This window comes from Pseudodesulfovibrio profundus, assembly GCF_900217235.1.
Taxonomy (GTDB): Bacteria; Desulfobacterota; Desulfovibrionia; order Desulfovibrionales; family Desulfovibrionaceae; genus Pseudodesulfovibrio; species Pseudodesulfovibrio profundus.
The window spans coordinates 1656885-1676290 of sequence record NZ_LT907975.1; the positions used below are offsets into that span (position 1 = coordinate 1656885).

Annotated in this window: 18 protein-coding genes and 1 riboswitch; of the genes, 12 read left to right on the forward strand and 6 right to left on the reverse strand. The window is 55.6% G+C overall.

Annotated elements, in window-relative coordinates; translation table 11 throughout:
• The first annotated feature begins 32 nt into the window (after positions 1-32).
• Positions 33-212: riboswitch (cobalamin riboswitch) on the forward strand.
• Positions 213-388: 176 nt separating this feature from the next.
• The 7 genes from DPRO_RS07950 to DPRO_RS07980 all read left to right on the forward strand — a co-directional run bounded on the left by DPRO_RS07950 (position 389) and on the right by DPRO_RS07980 (position 7454).
• Positions 389-2026, forward strand: coding sequence for a ribonucleoside triphosphate reductase (locus tag DPRO_RS07950; RefSeq protein WP_232005743.1), 1638 nt, complete (start codon positions 389-391; stop codon positions 2024-2026).
• Positions 2027-2078: 52 nt separating this feature from the next.
• Complete coding sequence (locus tag DPRO_RS07955) at positions 2079-3146, forward strand: IS5 family transposase (RefSeq protein WP_097010253.1); 1068 nt, start codon at positions 2079-2081, stop codon at positions 3144-3146.
• 148 nt (positions 3147-3294) lie between these two features.
• Entirely contained in the window at positions 3295-3573 is a 279-nt protein-coding gene (locus DPRO_RS07960) for an ABC transporter substrate-binding protein (RefSeq protein ID WP_232005744.1), read from the forward strand.
• A gap of 66 nt (positions 3574-3639) precedes the next feature.
• Complete coding sequence (locus DPRO_RS07965) at positions 3640-4542, forward strand: branched-chain amino acid ABC transporter permease (protein WP_097011564.1); 903 nt, start codon at positions 3640-3642, stop codon at positions 4540-4542.
• A complete protein-coding gene (livM, locus tag DPRO_RS07970) occupies positions 4523-5743 on the forward strand; it encodes a high-affinity branched-chain amino acid ABC transporter permease LivM (RefSeq protein WP_097011565.1) in 1221 nt (406 codons plus the stop codon). The genes DPRO_RS07965 and livM overlap by 20 nt, the downstream gene beginning before the upstream one ends.
• A 202-nt stretch (positions 5744-5945) precedes the next feature.
• Positions 5946-6668 carry an ABC transporter ATP-binding protein gene (locus DPRO_RS07975; protein ID WP_097011566.1) on the forward strand — a complete coding sequence of 241 codons (723 nt, stop codon included), beginning with the start codon at positions 5946-5948 and terminating at the stop codon, positions 6666-6668.
• A gap of 93 nt (positions 6669-6761) precedes the next feature.
• A complete protein-coding gene (locus DPRO_RS07980) occupies positions 6762-7454 on the forward strand; it encodes a queuosine precursor transporter (RefSeq protein WP_097011567.1) in 693 nt (230 codons plus the stop codon).
• A 77-nt stretch (positions 7455-7531) separates the two neighbouring features.
• On the opposite strand, the gene DPRO_RS07985 is transcribed toward DPRO_RS07980, so the two are convergent.
• The 6 genes from DPRO_RS07985 to DPRO_RS08010 form a co-directional block, all read right to left on the reverse strand.
• Positions 7532-9103 (reverse strand): methyl-accepting chemotaxis protein, encoded by a 1572-nt coding sequence (locus tag DPRO_RS07985; protein ID WP_097011568.1) that lies wholly within the window; start codon positions 9101-9103, stop codon positions 7532-7534.
• A 123-nt stretch (positions 9104-9226) separates the two neighbouring features.
• Positions 9227-9931 carry an SPOR domain-containing protein gene (locus tag DPRO_RS07990; RefSeq protein ID WP_097011569.1) on the reverse strand — a complete coding sequence of 235 codons (705 nt, stop codon included), beginning with the start codon at positions 9929-9931 and terminating at the stop codon, positions 9227-9229.
• 25 nt (positions 9932-9956) lie between these two features.
• Positions 9957-11600, reverse strand: a complete 1644-nt coding sequence (gene argS, locus DPRO_RS07995; RefSeq protein WP_097011570.1) for an arginine--tRNA ligase — start codon at positions 11598-11600, stop codon at positions 9957-9959.
• Between the two features lie 151 nt (positions 11601-11751).
• On the reverse strand, positions 11752-12411 hold the full coding sequence (gene cmk, locus DPRO_RS08000) for a (d)CMP kinase (RefSeq protein WP_097011571.1): 660 nt from the start codon (positions 12409-12411) through the stop codon (positions 11752-11754).
• Positions 12404-13504 carry a histidinol-phosphate transaminase gene (hisC, locus tag DPRO_RS08005; RefSeq protein WP_097011572.1) on the reverse strand — a complete coding sequence of 367 codons (1101 nt, stop codon included), beginning with the start codon at positions 13502-13504 and terminating at the stop codon, positions 12404-12406. Before hisC ends, cmk begins: the two co-directional genes overlap by 8 nt.
• Before the next feature lie 124 nt (positions 13505-13628).
• Positions 13629-14069, reverse strand: coding sequence for a universal stress protein (locus DPRO_RS08010; protein WP_097011573.1), 441 nt, complete (start codon positions 14067-14069; stop codon positions 13629-13631).
• Between the two features lie 22 nt (positions 14070-14091).
• On the opposite strand from DPRO_RS08010, the gene DPRO_RS20620 reads away from it, so the two are divergent.
• The 5 genes from DPRO_RS20620 to DPRO_RS08030 all read left to right on the forward strand — a co-directional run bounded on the left by DPRO_RS20620 (position 14092) and on the right by DPRO_RS08030 (position 19362).
• Positions 14092-14217 carry a hypothetical protein gene (locus DPRO_RS20620; RefSeq protein WP_269459709.1) on the forward strand — a complete coding sequence of 42 codons (126 nt, stop codon included), beginning with the start codon at positions 14092-14094 and terminating at the stop codon, positions 14215-14217.
• Between the two features lie 139 nt (positions 14218-14356).
• Positions 14357-14818 carry a hypothetical protein gene (locus DPRO_RS08015; protein ID WP_097011574.1) on the forward strand — a complete coding sequence of 154 codons (462 nt, stop codon included), beginning with the start codon at positions 14357-14359 and terminating at the stop codon, positions 14816-14818.
• A 301-nt stretch (positions 14819-15119) separates the two neighbouring features.
• A complete protein-coding gene (locus tag DPRO_RS08020; RefSeq protein ID WP_097011575.1) occupies positions 15120-16892 on the forward strand; it encodes a chorismate mutase in 1773 nt (590 codons plus the stop codon).
• On the forward strand, positions 16861-17184 hold the full coding sequence (locus DPRO_RS08025; protein WP_097011576.1) for a hypothetical protein: 324 nt from the start codon (positions 16861-16863) through the stop codon (positions 17182-17184). The genes DPRO_RS08020 and DPRO_RS08025 overlap by 32 nt, the downstream gene beginning before the upstream one ends.
• A 255-nt stretch (positions 17185-17439) precedes the next feature.
• Positions 17440-19362, forward strand: coding sequence for an aconitate hydratase (locus tag DPRO_RS08030; RefSeq protein ID WP_097011577.1), 1923 nt, complete (start codon positions 17440-17442; stop codon positions 19360-19362).
• The last annotated feature ends 44 nt before the right edge of the window (positions 19363-19406 follow it).

Here is a 19406-nt window from a genome sequence, read left to right on the forward strand (position 1 = left end):
TGCCCTATCCACTGCCTTGCGATAGTTTTTATTCATCACGATGTCCTTCAGGTGGCCGCCAAGGCCATAACAGGGAATCCGGTGCGAATCCGGAGCGGTCCCGCCGCTGTAATCCTCACTTGAAGTTCTGACTCCAACTAGCCACTGCCGCAAGGCGGGAAGGCGGAGCAGACGAGGAAAGCCAGAAGACCTACCTGAAGCGTTTCTTGCCGAATGCGATCCGCGGAGATTGCACACGGACATGAACGGACTCACTCTCCAACTGTTGCCAGGTTTTCAGTGGTTCTGCTGCTGAGTTCACTATTGGCAACCGAGCAAACAGTTTCAGCTTCAGGCCATTGGCCTGCACTGGAAACCATCCGCACTCTGCTGTTTGCAAGAGATTCTTATGCCTATTCAAATTCAAAAACGTGATGGATGCATCGAAACGTGGTCAACCAAACGTATTGGTAACGCCATTTTCAAAGCCCTCAAAGGCAGCGGCATCAAGGACCCGCTTTTAGCTGACCGCCTGGCCGGAAAAGTTGAGAAGAAGCTCGCAGACATCGATGTCCCTGAGCAGGAACAAGTCCAAGACACGGTGCAACAGGTTCTCATGGAGGCCCGGTTGTACAAAGTCGCAGAACGCTACATCATCTACCGCGAGAAACGCAGGGAACTGAGATCTCAAAACGATGCCTATCTGGACATCTCAGGAATAACTGAAAGCTACCTCGATAACATCGACTGGCGCGTCAGCGAAAACTCCAACATGGTTCACTCCTATCAGGGATTGATCCTGCATATGGCTGGATCAGTCCAAGCTCGATACATGCTGGAAAAGTATCCGGAGGAAGTGCGAATGGCCCATAATCACGGCTACTTCCACATCCACGATCTTTCCTTCGGTCTGGCAGGCTATTGCTCCGGCTGGAGCCTGCGCGACCTTCTGTTGGAAGGATTTAATTTGCGCGACAGGTGCTCCTCCACTCCGGCCAAGCACTTTGACGCGGCCTGCGGCCAGATCGTTAATTTCCTCGGAACCCTCCAAAATGAATGGGCAGGCGCTCAGGCATTTAACAATGTCGACACCTATCTGGCCCCATTCATCAGGTACGACAGCCTCGACTATGCCAGCGTAAAACAACAGATTCAGAAATTGCTCCACAACCTCAATGCCACGTCACGTTGGGGAGGGCAAAGTCCATTCACCAACTTCACCTTCGATGTCGTGCCTCCGGCCCATATCGCCAAGGAGGCTGTCATTATTGGCGGTCAATTGCAGGACTCCACTTATGGCGAATACGGGGAAGAGATGGCCATGATCAATCGGGCTTTCCTCGAAGTAATGCTCGAAGGCGATGCTGACGGACGCATTTTCTCCTTCCCCATCCCCACGTACAACGTGACCGAAGACTTCCCCTGGGAATCCGAAGAAGGGAAGCTGCTGCTCAAAATGACTGCAAAATACGGTGCCCCCTACTTCCAGAACTTCATCAACTCGGACCTCAACCCTGAGGATGTTCGCTCCATGTGCTGCCGTTTGCAGATGGACCTGCGTGAGATTCGTAAAAAGACTGGAGGGCTGTTTGGAGCAGGCGATCTGACTGGATCTATCGGCGTCGTTACCCTGAACCTGTCCAAACTTGCATACCTTGCTCATAATGAAGAAGACTTCTTTGACCTGATAACCGAGTATGCCCAACTGGCAAGCGAGTCTCTGGAATACAAACGAAAAATAGTTGAAAAAAACCTGAGTGCTGGGATGTTTCCCTTCTCTCGCCGGTACTTGAAGAACGGCTTCAAGGGCCACTTCTCAACTATCGGCCTCATCGGCGGACATGAAGCATGCATGAACCTGCTGGGCAAGGGAGTGGACACACCATCCGGCTCACGCCTCATGCAACAAACGCTCAACCTCTTGCGTCGATTGGTTGTGCAATTCCAGGAAGAAACCGGCAATCTCTACAATCTTGAAGCCACACCGGGCGAAGGCACATGCTATCGCCTGGCAAAGATCGATAGAGAGCTTTACTCTGACATATGAGACCTCTGCACGGCAAATCCCACACTTTTACTCTTTAACTATTTGATTTATTATGCTATTATTTCTCCATCCAAAGGAGGAAGGCATGGCTATTCGGCAGAAAGGACCTCGGTTGGGTGATTACTTCCTGGGGCACCGCAGAACCAAGACCACATTTCTGGATGAGATCAACGAACTCATCGACTGGCAGCCCATCAACGCCTTTCTGTGCAAGAAGATCAGGCGCAAGGCCAACGCCGTGGGCAATCCCGCCTATCCGCCTCTGGCGATGTTCAAGATTCTGCTCTTGCAGCGTTGGTACAACCTGAGTGATCCGGGCGTGGAGCAGGCGCTGCTCGACCGGCTCTCCTTTGTCAGATTTACCGGTTTTTCCATCGAGGACGACGTGCCGGACGAGACCACCATATGCCGTTTCCGTAACGGTTTGATCCGCCTGAAGGTGCTGGACTCCTTGCTCGACATGCTTAACCGCCAGCTTGAAGGACAAGGGCTTCTTGTCCGTGAGGGAGCCGTGGTGGACGCCTCGGTAGTCGAGTCGCAGCGGCGGCCGCGCAAGGTTATCGACGTGATGCCTGAGGACCGTTCCGAGGACGCCGAAGAACAGGATGGGCCGGTGGACTGCCGGGTCAGCTATTCGGATGACGAGGAGGCGGCCTGGCTCCGCAAGAGAAATCGGGCCTATTACGGCTACAAGCTCCATGCCGCGACGGACAGTCGAGACGGGTTTCTGCTCTGTGGTCACATCACTCCCGCGAACCATTCGGACACGGGCGAATTCGAGCGGCTCGTGAATGGCGTCGGCCTTGATCCCGGCGCACGGGTTTATGCGGACAAGGGCTATTGCAGCGGGAAGAACCGGGACATTCTGTTTGATCGCGATTTGGAGGACGGAACCATGGACAAGACGCCTCGTGGCGGCAGGCTGACAGACTTCGAAAAGACCCGCAACCGTGACATCAGCAGCATTCGGCAAATAGTCGAGCGGGCCTTCGGCACACTCAAACGTGGCTACGCATTCTTTCGGTCCCGATACGTGGGTCGTGAGAAGGTGGAGGGAGAGTTCCACATCCTCGCCATGGCGTTCAATTTGAAAAAAGCTGTTCGACTGGCGCGAGCCTGAAGGGAGAGGTGCGTCCAAAATCCGGCATTTCGGCCAGAAATGGCAGGAAAAGGCCGGGAATGAGCCCAAGCTGGGGTGCGGTCAGAACATCAAATTGGGTGCGGAGCGCAAGGCACGGACGCGAAAAGGGGATGCGCAGAGGTCTCTCATGGAGAAGTACCAGGAAATGTTCAACACCGGTCCGGGCGCCTATTCCGCCTACGCCTTTGACTCTGCCATGGCTTACATGCGCGCCGTCAAGACTGCCGGTACCACCGACTTCGACGCTGTGCGCGAAGCACTGCTGAAGACCGAGTTCGTCGGCGCTTCCAAGCTGCTCAAGTACGAAGAGAACGGCGATTCCGGTTCCAACTACACCGTCTACATCATCAAGGACGGCAAGTTCCAGCCTTACTGGAATTCCCTGACCAACAAGAAGTTCATGTAATCACGACCCAGCACGATACAACCGCGGGGGGCTGCCACACGGCATCCCCCCGCATATTGGAACACCATGGAATTTTTCATACAGCAATTGATCAACGGGATCACGCTCGGGGGCGTTTACGCGCTCATTGCCCTTGGCTACACGATGGTCTACGGCATTATCCAGCTCATCAACTTTGCCCACGGTGAATTCTTCGCCGCCGGCGGATACATGGGCGTTATTTTCATTTCCTGGATGGCCGCCCAGGGCTACCATCCATATGTATGTCTGGCCGTCAGCCTGGTTCTGGCCATGATTTACTGCGCACTGCTCGCCATGGCGGTCGAGCGACTTGCCTACCGGCCCCTGCGACAGGCTTCACGCCTCGCCGTGCTTCTTTCCGCGCTCGGCATGTCCATATTTCTGCAGAACGGCCTCATGCTGACACAGGGCGTCTACGACAAGCCCTATCCCACGGAGATCACTTCCGGCGGGCTGGAATTCGGCCTGATTACCATCTCCTACATGCAGATGCTCATTGTCGGCCTGACCGCCGCACTCCTCATCGGACTGAATATTCTGGTCTTCAAGACCCGCATAGGTAAAGCCATGCGCGCCACAGCCCAGGACAAGGTCATGTCCGCTCTGGTCGGCATCAATTCCAACCGGATCATTGCCCTGACCTTTGCCATCGGCGCCGGACTCGCCGCTGCCGCCGGTATCATGGTTGGCCTCTACTACGGATCGGTCAACTACAGCATGGGCTTTGTTCCCGGCATCAAGGCGTTTGCCGCAGCCGTCCTCGGCGGCATCGGCAACATCACCGGGGCCATGATCGGCGGGCTGATCATCGGCATGGTCGAGATTTTCGCCGCGGGTTATCTGTCCAGTGAGTACAAAGACGTATTCGCCTTCATCATTCTTATCGGTGTGCTCTATTTCAAACCCACCGGCATCATGGGAGAGAACGTTGACGATACAAGAGTCTAAAAAACTTTGGATCGCACTGGCCGTCGGTCTTCTCTGGTTCCTGGCCCTGCTCTGGCCGCTGCTCGGCATCAAACCCGAGGGGCTGGAGTTTGCCAAGACATTCGACATCTTCCTGAAGTTTGCCGTGGCAGGTATCTGCATCATGGCCGTGTACCAGATCCAACAGGCCGGAAAGCTCGATTCCGTTGGCACTCCCATCAGGTCAGTGGCCGAGTACATCCAGACGATCTACGCAAAAACACCCACCTGGATCATGCTGGGTGCGCTTTTGACGGCGGCGATCATTTTCCCGTTGGTAACAGGACGCTACGCCCATGACGTTGCCAGCTCGGTTCTTGTCTACATCTGTCTTGGTCTTGGACTGAACATCGTTGTCGGTCTGGCCGGTCTGCTCGACCTGGGGTACATCGCCTTCTATGGTGTGGGCGCGTATACCTATGCACTGCTCAATGTAAATTATGACATGCCCTTCTGGCTGTGCATGCCCATTGCAGGTGGCTTTGCCGCCATTGCCGGTTGCATCATCGGCTACCCCACACTGCGTATGCGCGGTGACTACCTCGCCATCGTCACCCTCGGGTTCGGTGAAATCGTCCGGCTCATCCTCAACAACTGGATGGAGCTGACCAATGGGCCCAACGGTGTTCTGGGTATCAGCAAGCCCAGCATCTGGTGGTTTGATTTCGGCGACTTCACTTTTGAAACGCTGATGCTCAAAAAGCTCTGGATGCTTTACTATGTCATCCTTGCCATTGCCGTGTTCACCATCCTGTGCGTCTATCGACTCAATTACTCACGCATCGGACGGGCATGGGAAGCCATTCGCGAAGACGAAACAGCGGCCGAACTCATGGGTGTGAATACCTTTTTGCTCAAGCTGCTGGCCTATGCTTCGGGCGCGGTCTTCGCCGGTTTCGCCGGAGCCTACTTTGCCGCACGAATGCGATTTGTCGGGCCGGAATCATTTACATTCCTTGAGTCAGCCATGGTGCTGGCCATGGTCGTTCTCGGAGGCATGGGGTCCATCCCCGGGGTCATACTCGGCGTACTGGCTCTGGTTGCCCTACCCGAGGCGTTCCGAGACTTCGAGCTATACCGAATGTTCATTTTCGGCGGATCAATGACGCTGATGATGCTCATCCGGCCCAAGGGAATCTGGCCTGCCAAGCGTATGGGTAAACGGTCGGAAGAAATGGATTAGCGCTGAATGTTGGGAGGTCCGTGATTGAAGATGCTCATCGCATCTTCAGGGAGCGGCATGGACCATACTGAGAACACAACGGGACCGGCCCACAACAGAAAGCCGGTCACCACAGGGGTTCGGGAGTTATTCGTTCCGAACCGCGATAACACGATTTGAGAGCACATGGTTTCTCCTCCCGGAGGAACTGTCGGAGGCATACATGGCTGAACAGAAGCCCATATTGGAAATGAAGAACGTGGTTTCGGCCTATGGTCGAATCAAGGCATTGAAGGGAATATCGCTCAAGGTCTACAAAGGTGAGATCGTGACCATCATCGGTGCCAATGGTGCCGGTAAATCCACCACATTGATGACCATGTGCAACGTGGTGCAGGCGGTCGAGGGCGATGTTTTCTACAAGGGCGAACGCATCAACAATGTCAGTTCCGAACAGCTGCCATCCATGGGCCTGTGTCAGGTACCCGAAGGTCGCCGCATTTTCCCCCGTCTGAGCGTTCTCGAGAATCTGGATATGGGTGCCTTTTTCCGAAAGGACAAGGCCGGTATCAAAGAGGATATGGAGCGGGTTTTCGAGCTGTTCCCCAAGCTCAAGGAGCGCCGCAAACAATCGGGCGGCACCCTTTCCGGCGGCGAACAGCAGATGCTCGCCATGGGCCGTGCGCTCATGAGCCGCCCCAAAGTACTGCTCCTCGACGAGCCGTCCATGGGCTTGGCGCCGCTGCTGGTTCAACAGATTTTCAACATCATCAAGATGATCAATGAGCAGGGTGTGACCGTGGTGCTAGTGGAGCAGAACGCGAACCTGGCACTGCAATGCGCCCAACGCGGCTATGTTCTGGAAACCGGCTCGGTGGTCATGGAAGACGACAGCGCCAACCTGTTGAGCAACCCGGACATTCGCAAGGCATATCTTGGTGAATAGTATTTATTTATGAGCACTTAGCTCAATCCTACCGAGAAGAACCACCAAGATTCCTTCTTGACATAAGCCGACCCAACGGGCAAGGCACTCACCATGAATGAAACACTATGGATACTTTTCGCGCTGGTCGACCTGTGCATGGTCCTGGCCGTATATCGCTTTTTCGGACGAGTCGGCCTGTTCGGGCTGATGGTTTTCAACCTGCTCCTGTGCAACATTCAGGTGCTGAAAACCGTGGAACTCTTCGGGTTGACCACGACCCTTGGTAACGTCTTATACGCGAGCGTCTTCCTCGCCACCGACCTGCTCAGTGAATTTTACGGGAAGAAAGAAGCCCAAAAAGGGGTCCTGCTCGGCTTTGTCACCCTGCTGATGATGGTCGGATACATGCAGATCGCCCTGCTGTTCCAGCCTGCTACCGACGACTTTGCACAGCCGCATTTGCAGGCGTTGTTCGGTTTCATGCCGCGCATCGCGCTGGCCAGCATGTTCGCCTATCTTGTCTCGCAGATGCATGATGTATGGGCCTTCCACGCCATCAAGCAGCGCACTGGCGGCAAGATGCTGTGGTTGCGCAACAATGCGTCGACGATGATCAGCCAGTTCCTTGATTCCGCCATCTTCTGCACCATCGCGTTCTGGGGCGTCTTCCCCCTGAACATTTTCATGGAAATCATGCTGTCCACCTACATCATCAAGGTAGCCGTGGCTGCACTGGATACGCCGTTCATCTATCTTGCCAAGCGGTTATTCCGGAAGGACCACCCTGCGGCAAAAGAAGCGTAACGGCAAAAGAACTTCACAAAAAAGACGAGGCGTCCCAATTGGGACGCCTCGTCTTTTTTATTCTTTAATCAACATTATCAGTTATCATCGCTTGTCCGCATGGTGCTCATGACATTGCGCAACTCCCCAGCCAATCGGGCCAGATCAGTTACGGCCAAGGCTGATTCATGCATGGCACGCGAAGTCTCATCGGCAACCACATTGATCTCCCCAGCGGAACGAGCAATCTCGTCACTGGCGGCCGACTGCTCTTCTGCGGCCGTGGCAATGGACTGCACGTTTTCCCATGTCTGACCAGACAAGTTGACGATGGAATCAAGTGCCTGCCCAGCCCGTCGGGTTGTCTCCACGGTCTCTTCGATGACGACCACGGTCTGACGGGTGGAGTCCAGATTGGACTCGGCACTCTTTTGGATTGCGCTGATGTTTTCCTCGACGTTCTTGGTGGCGTCCATGGTCTTTTCAGCCAGTTTGCGCACCTCGTCGGCAACAACGGCAAACCCGCGTCCGGCTTCTCCGGCACGCGCCGCCTCAATGGCAGCATTGAGCGCCAACAGGTTGGTTTGGTCCGCGATATCGGAGATGACAGCCATGATATCGCCAATGGAGTCAGCCTGCCGTTCAAGGGAATTCATATCGGTATTGAGTTGGGTCGCCTGCTTTTCCAGTGAGGAAATGCCAGCGATGACTTCCGTGACAATCGATGCACCCGACTCGGCTTCGGAGCGGGCCTGATCGGATATCTCCGCGGCAGCGGCAGCATTACGAGCAACTTCAAGCACCGTGGCATTCATCTGCTCCACACTGACGGCAACACCGGCGGTGAGGCGACGGGATTCTTCGGATGCCTTGCTGGACTGATCCACCTGAGCGGAAATCTCTTCGGATGCGGAGGCCAACTGATCAGAAATGGAATCCGCCTTGTCAGCAGTCTGCCTGATCAATTCGTTCTGCTCTTTCAGCTCGGCTTCCTTTTCCTTGAGCATGGTCATATCGAGGTAGAGACAGAAGCCACCGATACAATCGCCGTGGCTGTTCTTCAGGGCGTACACGTTGGCAAGCACATGGCGAGTGCCGCCCTTGTGTCCCTGAATGGCCACTTCGAGATTGCGGAAGACCTGCCCCTGGTTCATGGCCTTGCCGACCGCAGTTTCACGGCCTGGATCATTATAGAAAATTTCGGCCAGCGTCCGGCCTAACTGGCTCTCAACAGAGCCATCGGCCTCAACCATATCGAGACAGGCCTGATTGGTATAAAGGGTGCGCTCATCAGGATCGACCAGCAGGAACGGCATGGGCAGCCCCTTGATGATGCCTTCGCTCAGCCCCTTGAATCGAGACAGACTCGCAGCCAGTTCACTGACGGCTTCGGCAAGCTGTCCCTCGCCAAGCTGATCGGCGGGTTTGACAGCCTCATCAAGCGCAACTCGCTGCAACAGATCGGCAATACGGGCTTCGTGGGCACTGAACGCTTTACGCAACACAAAAAAGACGATCGAAGTGATCGCCATGAGGCACAGACCGGCAGTCCAGACAACGACGGGCGGCACAGCCCAGAAGAAGTGCCCGACCAGACAACCTACGACAAGGCTTGCCACAAGAATGACAAACCCTGACAGCAGATGGGCATCTATTTTGGATAGGTTCATAGCAACCTCTACAATACGGTTAAAAAACCGCCTATAGAGGTATAGACAGATATCGTCAATGATTCTTTGGTATAATCGCGGTAACTAATACAAGTAATCGGGGCGCAAGACAGCTGGAGATGCCTATTGTGCTTCGACTTTCTTCTTCAGCAGCGGCTTTTTGATGCCGTATTTCTCCAATACGGCCTTCATGTTTGCAGTGGAAGAAGGCGTGCCGTGGTGGTGTACTACCACCCTGTACCACGTGCTGCCCTTGGCTGATCCGGACTCAATTGCGGATCGTAAACCATCCTTGACGAGTTTGGCAGACAAGGTCTCGGCCATTTCCGGCTTACGAAATGACGCCACCTGATACACGTAGCTGTATACTTTTTCACCGGTCGCCGGTTGCTTCACTTCAGCAGGCTTGGGCGGAGAGGTGTTTTCAGGCTTTTCAACTTTGGGCTCAGGCTTGGAAGCAACCTTTTTCGGTTCAGCCTTTTGAGGCTCGGCAGCCTTCGGCTTTTGTACTTCCATGACCTTTCCGGGTTCTTCCTTGAGCCGGTCAGGATATTCCAGCTCTTCCAACTTGAGAATTTCCGGCTTGTCCGAACCTTCAGCTATTTCGCCGTGCTGCTTGGACGGCATGATTTCCTGCAATTGCGGCACATCGGCTTCCGGACGATAGCCCCGGCCGATGAGTATCCCCATCACGAAAAAGAATGTAAGGGCCAACACTCCCGCTCCCACGGCACTGATCATGCCGGGGAGCGTGAGAGAAAAGTCGTAAGTCTTGTTAGTCGCTTTCAACTTCGGGATCTTGACTTTGGGACCATCTTTGTCAGCCATACTATTATCTTCCCTGATATTTCAGCTACATGGATTCAGGAGCACTCACACCGAGCAGCCCCAATCCATTGGCGACAACACCGGCCACACAGCCGAGCAGCATGAGTCGAGCAGCGGCGATATCTGCCTCTGCGGAGAGTACATGACAATTGGTATAGTATCTGTGGAGCGTTGATGCAAGCTCCTGCAAATACATGCTGATCAGATGCGGAGACTGTGCACGGGCCGCGGCTTCCACATAATCAGGATACTGATCGAGAAGCTTGAGCAGTTGCATATCATACTCTGTATCCAACAAGGCGAGTGATGCCGGAGAGATAGTAGCCGCTTCAACGCCAGCTTCATCCGCTTTTTTCTTGAGCGAACAGATACGGGCGTGGGCGTACTGCACATAGTACACCGGGTTGTCCATGGACTTCTGCTTCACCAATTCCAGGTCGAAATCGAGCTTGGAATCGGACTTGCGGGAAAGGAACATGAACCGGGAGGCATCGGCCCCGACTTCGTCCACAACGTCCTTGAGGGTCTCGAACTGACCGGCACGGGTGGACATGGCAATGGGCTCGCCATCACGCAGCAGGTTGACGAGGTTGACCAGAATGACGTGCAGGCCGTCCTTTTTGCCAAGGGCTTCACAGGCAGCCATCATGCGGGGAATATAACCGTGATGGTCGGCACCCCAGATGTCGACCACGAGATCGAATCCACGCTTGAACTTGTTGTCGTGGTAGGCGATGTCAGAAGCGAAATAGGTGGTATCGCCATTTGATTTGCGCAGGACACGGTCCTTGTCGTCGCCCAACTCGGTGGACTTGAACCAGTACGCGCCGTCTGCCTCGTATCCCATGCCGGAAGCGGTCAGGTCGGCAAAGGTTTCATCGACCTTGCCGTCGGTGACCAGCGACTTTTCCGAGAACCAGACATCGTGGCGAACACCGAAGGCAGCCAAATCTTCCTTGATGCCCTCAAGGATGACGTCCTTGCCGTAATCCTTGCACAGCTCGGTGGCCTCGGCTTCGTCAAGCTCCAACAGGTCGGGCTGGCGCTTGAGCATTTCCGCGGCGATATCCTTGATGTATTCACCCTTGTAGAAATCTTCCGGCTCTGCCACATCCTGTCCGCCCAACTGCTTGGCGCGGTAGAGGATGGAACCGCCGAGGATGAGCATCTGGCGTCCGGCATCGTTAATGTAATATTCCGCCTCGACGTCGTATCCGGCTTTTTCCAGAATACGGGTCAGGGAATCACCAAGAGCAGCACCGCGTCCGTGGCCGATATGCAGCGGGCCGGTCGGGTTGGCAGAGACATACTCCACCTGAATACGGGTGCCGTTACCCATGGTTGAGTTACCGTAGGATTCTCCGGCCTCTTTGATGACACCCACAGTCTCGTGCCAGAAGGCCTGACTGAAGGTGAAGTTGAGGAAACCGGGTCCGGCGATATCGATTTTTTCGATGTGTGCATCCCCTTCAAGGGCTGCGGCAATATCTTCGGCAATGGCACGCGGGGCCTTTTTCGCCTGCTTGGCAAGCATCATGGCCACGTTGACGGACATGTCGCCGAATTGTTTATCTTTGGGCGGTTCGATCACAGCCTTTTCAGGCCATTCCCAGCCCTTGTCGGCCAGAACCGCTTTCAATGCGTTTTCAAGATGTATTTTCGCTCTCATGCGTTGGTATCTCCTTACTCAAAACTCGTCCTGCGGGCACTAGCACGTTTGCCCCGGCAATCCAAGCAGTGAAAAATGTGTCATCCGGCTCCGGGCCTGCCTTCCCGACTATTGGGACCGGCAGAAACCTCACCGTTTCATGTACCTGAAATCAGCGCTGAACTCCATCCACAAGCGCCTGGAACACGTCCGGGATCGTCAGCGTCGTCGTATCGATGGTCACCGCGTCGTCTGCGGCCTTGAGCGGAGCCACCGCCCTGTTGCGGTCCTGATCGTCACGTTTGGCGATCTGCTCCTTGAGCAACTCGAGGTCCGCATCCTTTCCCATCTCCTGCAACTGGCGATATCGTCGTCGGGCTCGCTCTTCCACGGTGGCGTCGAGGAAGAACTTGTGGGTGGCGTCAGGGAAAATGACCGTCCCCATGTCGCGTCCTTCGGCAACAAGGGAAAACCGTTCGCCAAGGGATTGCTGGGCCGTCTTGAGAAACGACCGGATCACCGGCAGCGTGGCTACATTCGAAGCCCACATGCCGACCTCCTCGGTGCGGATTTCAGCACCGATAGGGACACCGTTCAAGGCGAGAACAGAATCTTCGCCCACCCCGGACAGGGAAAAATCAAATGAAGCCAACGCCTCGTCCAATCGTGCTTCGTCCCACTCCCAGGATCCCTCACCCAGCTTCCAGGCAATGGCCCGGAACATGGCTCCGGTATCCAGATAGGGAATAGCGAGTTCACGGGCCAACTGCTTGGCCATGGTGGATTTGCCGACGCCGGCCGGACCATCAATGGTGACGATACGCTTAGCCATTCAGAATGTCTCCCAGCGTGCGAATGAACTGTTTGTTCTCTGCATCGGTGCCAACGTTGACCCGTATGTTCTTGCCAAGGCCGAAGCTGGCAAGGGGACGAACGATGATGCCTTTCCTGAGCAGCGCCTTGAACACGGACTGGGCCGGTTTGGTCGGCTCGAACATCACGAAGTTGGCCTGACTGGGCCACACCTTGCAACCGAGTTTACGCAACTCTTCGGTGAAATATTCACGCCCCCGCATGACCACGGACAGCGTTTCGTTGTAGAAGGTGTCATCCTCAAGTGCGGCAATGGCGGCATCTTCGGCCAGCAGATTGACCGTGAACGGAATGCGGGCATTCTTCAGCAGTGCGGCAAGCGGTTGCGGCAGGATGCCGTAGCCCACACGCAGACCGGCCAGACCGTACGCCTTGGAAAAAGTGCGAAGGACAACCAGATTGTCGAACTTGTCGTACGCCTGCACCGGGGTATAGGACTCCGGCGGCCAGACAAAGTCGATGTAGGCCTCATCCACCACCAACAGACAGTCCTTGGGCAACACACCCGCCAGCACCGAAATATCTTCAATGCCTGCGGCAAGACCGGTCGGGTTGTCCGGGCTGGTGACGATAACCATGGCGGTGTCCTCGTCCGCGGCCTCGGCCAGCTTGTCCAGGGGCAATTCGTAATCTTCGCCGCGCTTGACCTCGCGATACTCCACCCCGGCCAGCTTGGCACACATGCGATACATGGAGAAGGAGTTCTCATAGCAGATCACATTGGATTTCCCGGGTCGGGCCTTCATGCGAAAGAGCATGTCGATGATTTCGTCGGAGCCGTTTCCAACGAGAATGGATTCCTTAGGCACACCCACATGACGACTGATGGCTTCAGTCAACCGGGGGGAATGGTTTTCAGGATACCGGAAAACTTTGGCCGCATTGCGATCAAGAGTCTTTTGCACGATGGGCGACACGCCAAGCGGATTCTCATTGCTGGCGAGCTTGATGACGGTATCAAGTCCATACTGGGCCTGAATCTGTTCTATGGTCAGACCCGGCTTGTACGGATCGAACTCCATTATCTCCGGGCGGACGGTGAATTCTCTCATATGTTCCATTCCTGTTGGTACAGTGAGGGCCTAAGGTATCGAAGAAAACCGATACAACATGAAAAAGGACGGCCGAAGCCGTCCTTTGTATAAACTTTATCCACGCCCGTAAAGAGGCATAATACTACTCTGGACGCACGGTAAGCACAGGCACGGAGGACGACTTGACCACCTTCTCGGCAACAGAACCGAACAGGATGCGATCGATGCCCTTTCGTCCATGGGTTCCCATGACGATCATGTCGGCCTTTTCCGCTTCGGCAATGGACAGGATTTCCTCGGCGGGATAGCCGGTCACAACCTTGCCCTGCACGTTCAGATCCTTGAAATTGTCCTTCACAAACTCGTTCATGGTATCCTCTGCGCCGGTGACGATTTCGCCAACAAAGCTTTCGATGGAGCTGGGCGGGACATGGAAGCCCACATACTGGCTGAGAGAAGGCGCGACATAGAGAACAACGATTTGTGCATTGACGCAGCCACCAATCATGCTGGCATACTCCGCCACCTTGGGGCTATAGTCCGAAAAATCCACCGCACAAATAATCTTCTTGATATCTGCCATATTCGTCCTCCTTGTTTCGCTGATGCAACACCATTTCACGATGAACGGCACCTGCATCCTGTATTACTATATCTATTACTATTATCTGCCAGAGGCAGAGACCATAGACAACTATTTTCTTCTGCTTTACCATGAAATGGTCCCCTGAAAAGGGAAAACAGGAGAAACGGCATTTTTTGCCGAGCCATCTTGTAAAATTAGTAAGTATTTTCAACAAATTGTCAAGGCGGCCTGTTTGGCAAGCTCTTTGCAAAGTATAGACAAACCACAGGATAGGAGTGTGAACCATGAAGATCCGTCCTGATCAGATCGAGGGCGTTCAACCGGAGCAAACGCAACGGAAGAACAAGGCACAAGAGCCGGGGCAAGCCTTCGGGGATCTTCTCAATCAGGAAATAGCCAAGGGCAATGCTCCCATGGCTCCGGTCGGCGTCGCGCCGCCCCTGATAGTGAATCCCCTGATCGCAGCCGAGGCAGCGACGGCAACCAATGCGAATGCCGTTGACTCCGCCGTGGCCGGACAAGTGGAATCCGTTCTGGACAAGTGGGACAACTATGCAGCGAGCCTTGCCGGCTCCGAATCCGGACTCAAGTCCGCATACGGCACCCTTGATGAGATCGCCAATGAAGTGGCAGCCATCAAGGAAAGCCAGCCAAACCTTGACCCGGGGCTGAAGTCCATTGTCGATGAACTGGAAACGCTCACCGCAACCGAACAGTTCAAGTTCAATCGCGGCGATTACGTCTAGCCCGACCGGTTACACCTGTTTTTACGCCCGGATCGCCATGCGCGGTCCGGGCGTGCCCTTTTTGAGCAATTTATAATCGGTTCACAGCGTTGTTAATTCCCCTCGCAGTCAACCATCCCACCATTTCAACCGCATATTTCACCACGATTTCAGGTCTTTTCAACCCACTGAAAACCCCGGCGTCCCAAAGGTTCCGACCTGAAATCCAACACTTGCATCCGAACAAAATTCACGATAGGAAAGCGGTTCCCCTCTGCAAGGAGGGAGACCATATTATTTTATAAGGAAGACGGTAAGACGTATGATCAAGATCCGTAAAGACGACAGGCGTGGTCCCTCCGGTGACCACCGACGCAGCAACAGTGATGGGCCGCGTCGATTCGAAAAGACCGGCAACTACCGACGCCAGGACAACCGTTCCGGCAGAGACAACCGTAGTGGCAGTGACTACCGTGGCGGCAGAGATAACCGCGGTGGCAGCGACAACGACATCGATAAATCCGAAGTTGTCTCCAATCACCGATACAACGATATTTCCGACATCGACCGACAGGTTCTCAGCCTGCTGGAAAAGCGTGCATTCCTTATCCGCAAGGAAGGAGCATGGCGCAAGTCCCGCCAGAAGTCTCTGGTAGACCCCAAGCTGGAGAAACTGCTCCGCGCCTCCTTTGACAAACAGGCCGGCGAACTCGGGCTGGACGCCAAGCTGACCAAGCAGCTGTTCACCCTGCTCAACCAGTTCTCCCTTGCCGATATCCGCAAGAAATTCACCGGCGACGCCTACAAGCTGGCCCCGCGTGTGGAGCCGATCCAGGCTTCCATCTCCGGCCCGCGCTCGTTTCGCTACACCCGGATGATGCTGGCCATGGCCGCCAGCGCCGGAGCTGAGACCCGTCTGGCTCCTGTGACCATGAACGCCCCGAACAAAGACCTCGCAAAAGCCCTGAAGCAGGCCGGCGCTCCCATCTCCTGGGACGACGACTTCATTCGCAACGAGGGCGGCAAGACCCTTGCTTTCGAAAACAACATGATTTTCGTGGGCGAAGACAATTTCAACTTCTACATGCTGCTTGGCTTTGCCCTGGCACATGCCGGACGATGCAAATTCACCGGCAAGCCCGCGCTCCAGCTCATGGATATCTCCAGCCTGAACAAGATTCTGCCCAAGCTCGGCGCCCGACTGGTTCCCATGAACCCCAACAACCCCGGCCTTCCTGCACGGCTGGAATGCGGCGGTCCCATGGACGAGGCGATCACCCTGCCCGGCGGCATGCATCCCGACTTCGCAGCCGGTCTGACCCTGGCCGCATGGACCTATCCCGGCGGCCTGACCATTAAAGGCCTGAACTCCGCTGCCCGTGAGCGCGTGGCCGAAGTGGTGGACGTGCTGACTGCCTGCGGCATCAAGGCAGAGCTGAAAAAAGACTCCGTCACCGTTTCCGACGGCGTTCCGACCATCGACACCAATCCGGTGCTCCCGCTGTCCGTACCGCTGTGCTCCATGCTCATGGCCCTGCCCATCATGGCTGGTGGTTCCATCAACATCGAAGGCAACTGGCCCAAGAGCGAAATGGGGGACCGCGTCCTCGAAGAGCTCAAGGCACTTGGTTTGCGCATCGATATCGCCACAGAGAACGTCATTGCGACCATGGAAGGCGAGCTGCCGAAATCAGCAACCCTGACACTGGGCGACAATGAAGCACTGCGCCCGTTGACCATGGCCCTCGCCATGAAGCTCGAAAAAGCCACAATCAAGGGTACATCCGACGAAACCATGATTGAACTTCTGGACCGCATGAGCGTTGCCTATGAAGAGTCCGAAGAAGGCATCGTCATCCTTTCCGGCGAACGCAGCTGGTCCGACACCTGGTACAGCCCGGCCCCGATCTGGTCCATGGGTTGTGCTTTGACAGCCTACGCCGTACCTGGCATCAAGCTGGAGAACCACGGTGAAGTAACCGCCACCTGGCCGGAATTCTGGAACTTCTACAACTCCCTGCCCACCGGAAAGATGAAACCGAAACCGGTACAAGAGAAAAAAGATGACACACGCAGAAGAATCAAAGTCCGTTAATCCCGAACAGCCGGAAGAAACTCGGCTGAGCGACGACATCCCCACCCTCGAAGCCGAGGTGGCCGAGATGACCCTCCACCGTGAAAAGGTCATGCAGGCAATCCGCGACCTCCGGGACGCAGAAGACCCTGCCAACAAGATCTTCCATCACGAGGAGATATTCCAGATGCAGCAGGAAAAGCTGCGCCTGGACGTGGACATCAAGTTTCGCACCAACAAGATCAACCGGATCAATCTCGGCATGGACGAGAGCCAGGTCAGCGATGGTGTGAAGAGCGGATTCCTGTTTTAGCATAGTATTGGACAGTCGGATGGAGATGATCCATCCGGCTGTTCTTTATATATGGTTTCCTGCTTCAACCGCCTCAATCAATTGACTCGGCACACGAAGAAACAGGGCCAGCTGAAACAAAACGTAACATGTGACTATTTCATTTCACCCCGCAAACACACGCCCCAACGGTACGAGAGAGCCGCACGGGCGAACCTGCAAAGGACTTGCGGAGACATGAGAGTACCCCGATAACCACTAAGCAGGAGCAGATTGATGGGAAAATCCATAACCCACAAGATCATTGAGCAGCACCTCGTCAGCGGCGAGATGGTGCCCGGCACGGAGGTTGGCCTCCGCATCGACCAGACACTCACCCAGGATGCCACCGGCACCATGGCATGGCTGCAGTTCGAGGCCATCGGCATCGGTGAAGTGCGGACCGACATTTCCGTATCCTACGTCGACCACAACACCTTGCAGATGGGCTTCCGCAATCCGGACGATCATCGCTACCTGCGCACCGTGGCTGCCAAATCCGGCGCCGTTTTTTCCCCGGCAGGCACCGGTATCTGTCACCAGTTGCATCTGGAAAATTTCGCCAAACCCGGCGCGACCCTCATCGGCTCCGATTCCCACACCCCCACCGCGGGCGGCATCGGCTCCATGGCCATGGGAGCGGGCGGCCTGTCCGTAGCTCTGGCAATGGCCGGTGAAGCGTACTTCATTCCCATGCCCAAGGTCGTCAAAGTCCACCTGACCGGCGAGCTCACCGGCTGGGCTGCTGGCAAGGACGTCATCCTTGAGTTGCTGCGCCGCCTGACGGTCAAGGGCGGAGTCGGCAAGGTATTTGAGTACGGCGGCCCTGGCGTGGAATCCCTTTCCGTGCCCGATCGCGCCACCATCACCAACATGGGTGCTGAACTTGGCGCTACCACCTCCATCTTCCCGTCCGATGCCAAGACAAAGGACTTCCTTGAGAAGATGGGTCGCGGCAACGATTGGATCGAACTGGTGGCTGACGAAGACGCCGTGTTCGACGAGGTCATCGAGATCAACCTGAGCGAACTGGAGCCCATGGTTGCCCAGCCGCACATGCCCGACCTCGTGTGCAAGGTCAAAGACCTGGCCGGCAAGAAGATCGACCAGTGCGCCATCGGTTCCTGCACCAACTCTTCCTATTCCGATCTCAAGAATACGGCCCAGATCCTGTCCGGCAAGCAGACGCCGCCCGAAGTGGACCTGCTCATCTCCCCCGGCTCCAAGCAGGTGGTGAAGATGCTGGCCCGAGAAGGGCTGATCGAACCGCTGCTCGATGCGGGCGCACGCGTCCTGGAATGTTCCTGCGGCCCGTGCATCGGCATGGGTGGTTCTCCGACTTCTGCCGGTGTGTCTGTACGAACCTTCAACCGCAACTTCGAGGGACGCTCCGGCACCCTTGACGGGCAGGTCTATCTGGCTTCTGCGCAGACAGCGGCCCGCCTTGCACTCGAAGGCGAGTTCACTGATCCCGCCACCTGGGGTCCTGCGCCCGAGCGTGTGGAACTGCCCAAGGATGTGCCTTCCATCCGCGACCTATTCGTCTTCCCGCCCGAAGACAAGAGTGTGGTGGAGATTCTGCGAGGCCCCAACATCGTGGCCCTTGAAGATTTCGACGAACTGCCCCAAACCGTGGAGGCCAAGGTACTGCTCAAGGTCGAGGACAACATCACCACCGACCACATCCTGCCTGCCGGTGCCGAAATCACGGCTCTGCGCTCGAATATCCCGGCCATCAGCCAGTACATTTTCAGCCGCGTGGACGCCGAATTCGTCAATCGGATGAAGGAACACGGCACGGGTGTGATTCTCGGCGGCGAAAACTACGGCCAGGGTTCCAGTCGCGAACATGCGGCTCTCGGCCCCCGTCATCTGGGCGTCAAGGCCGTAATCGTCAAGTCGCTGGCTCGCATTCACCGGGCAAATCTTGTCAACTTCGGCATCCTGCCCTTGCTTCTTGTCGATCCTTCTGATTATGACAAATTGTCGGAAGGTGACGATCTCGTCATTCCTGCGGGTGCAATGACTCCCGGTGGCACTATCGATATCACCACCGCTTCCGGCAAGACTGTCGCGGTCACAAATGATTTGACCAAAAAGGAACTGGAGATTATCCAGTCAGGTGGTCTGCTCAATGCAGTCCGCAACAACCAATCGTAACGGATGAAATACATCGCCACCTCCCATTGGTGGGAGGTGGCGTA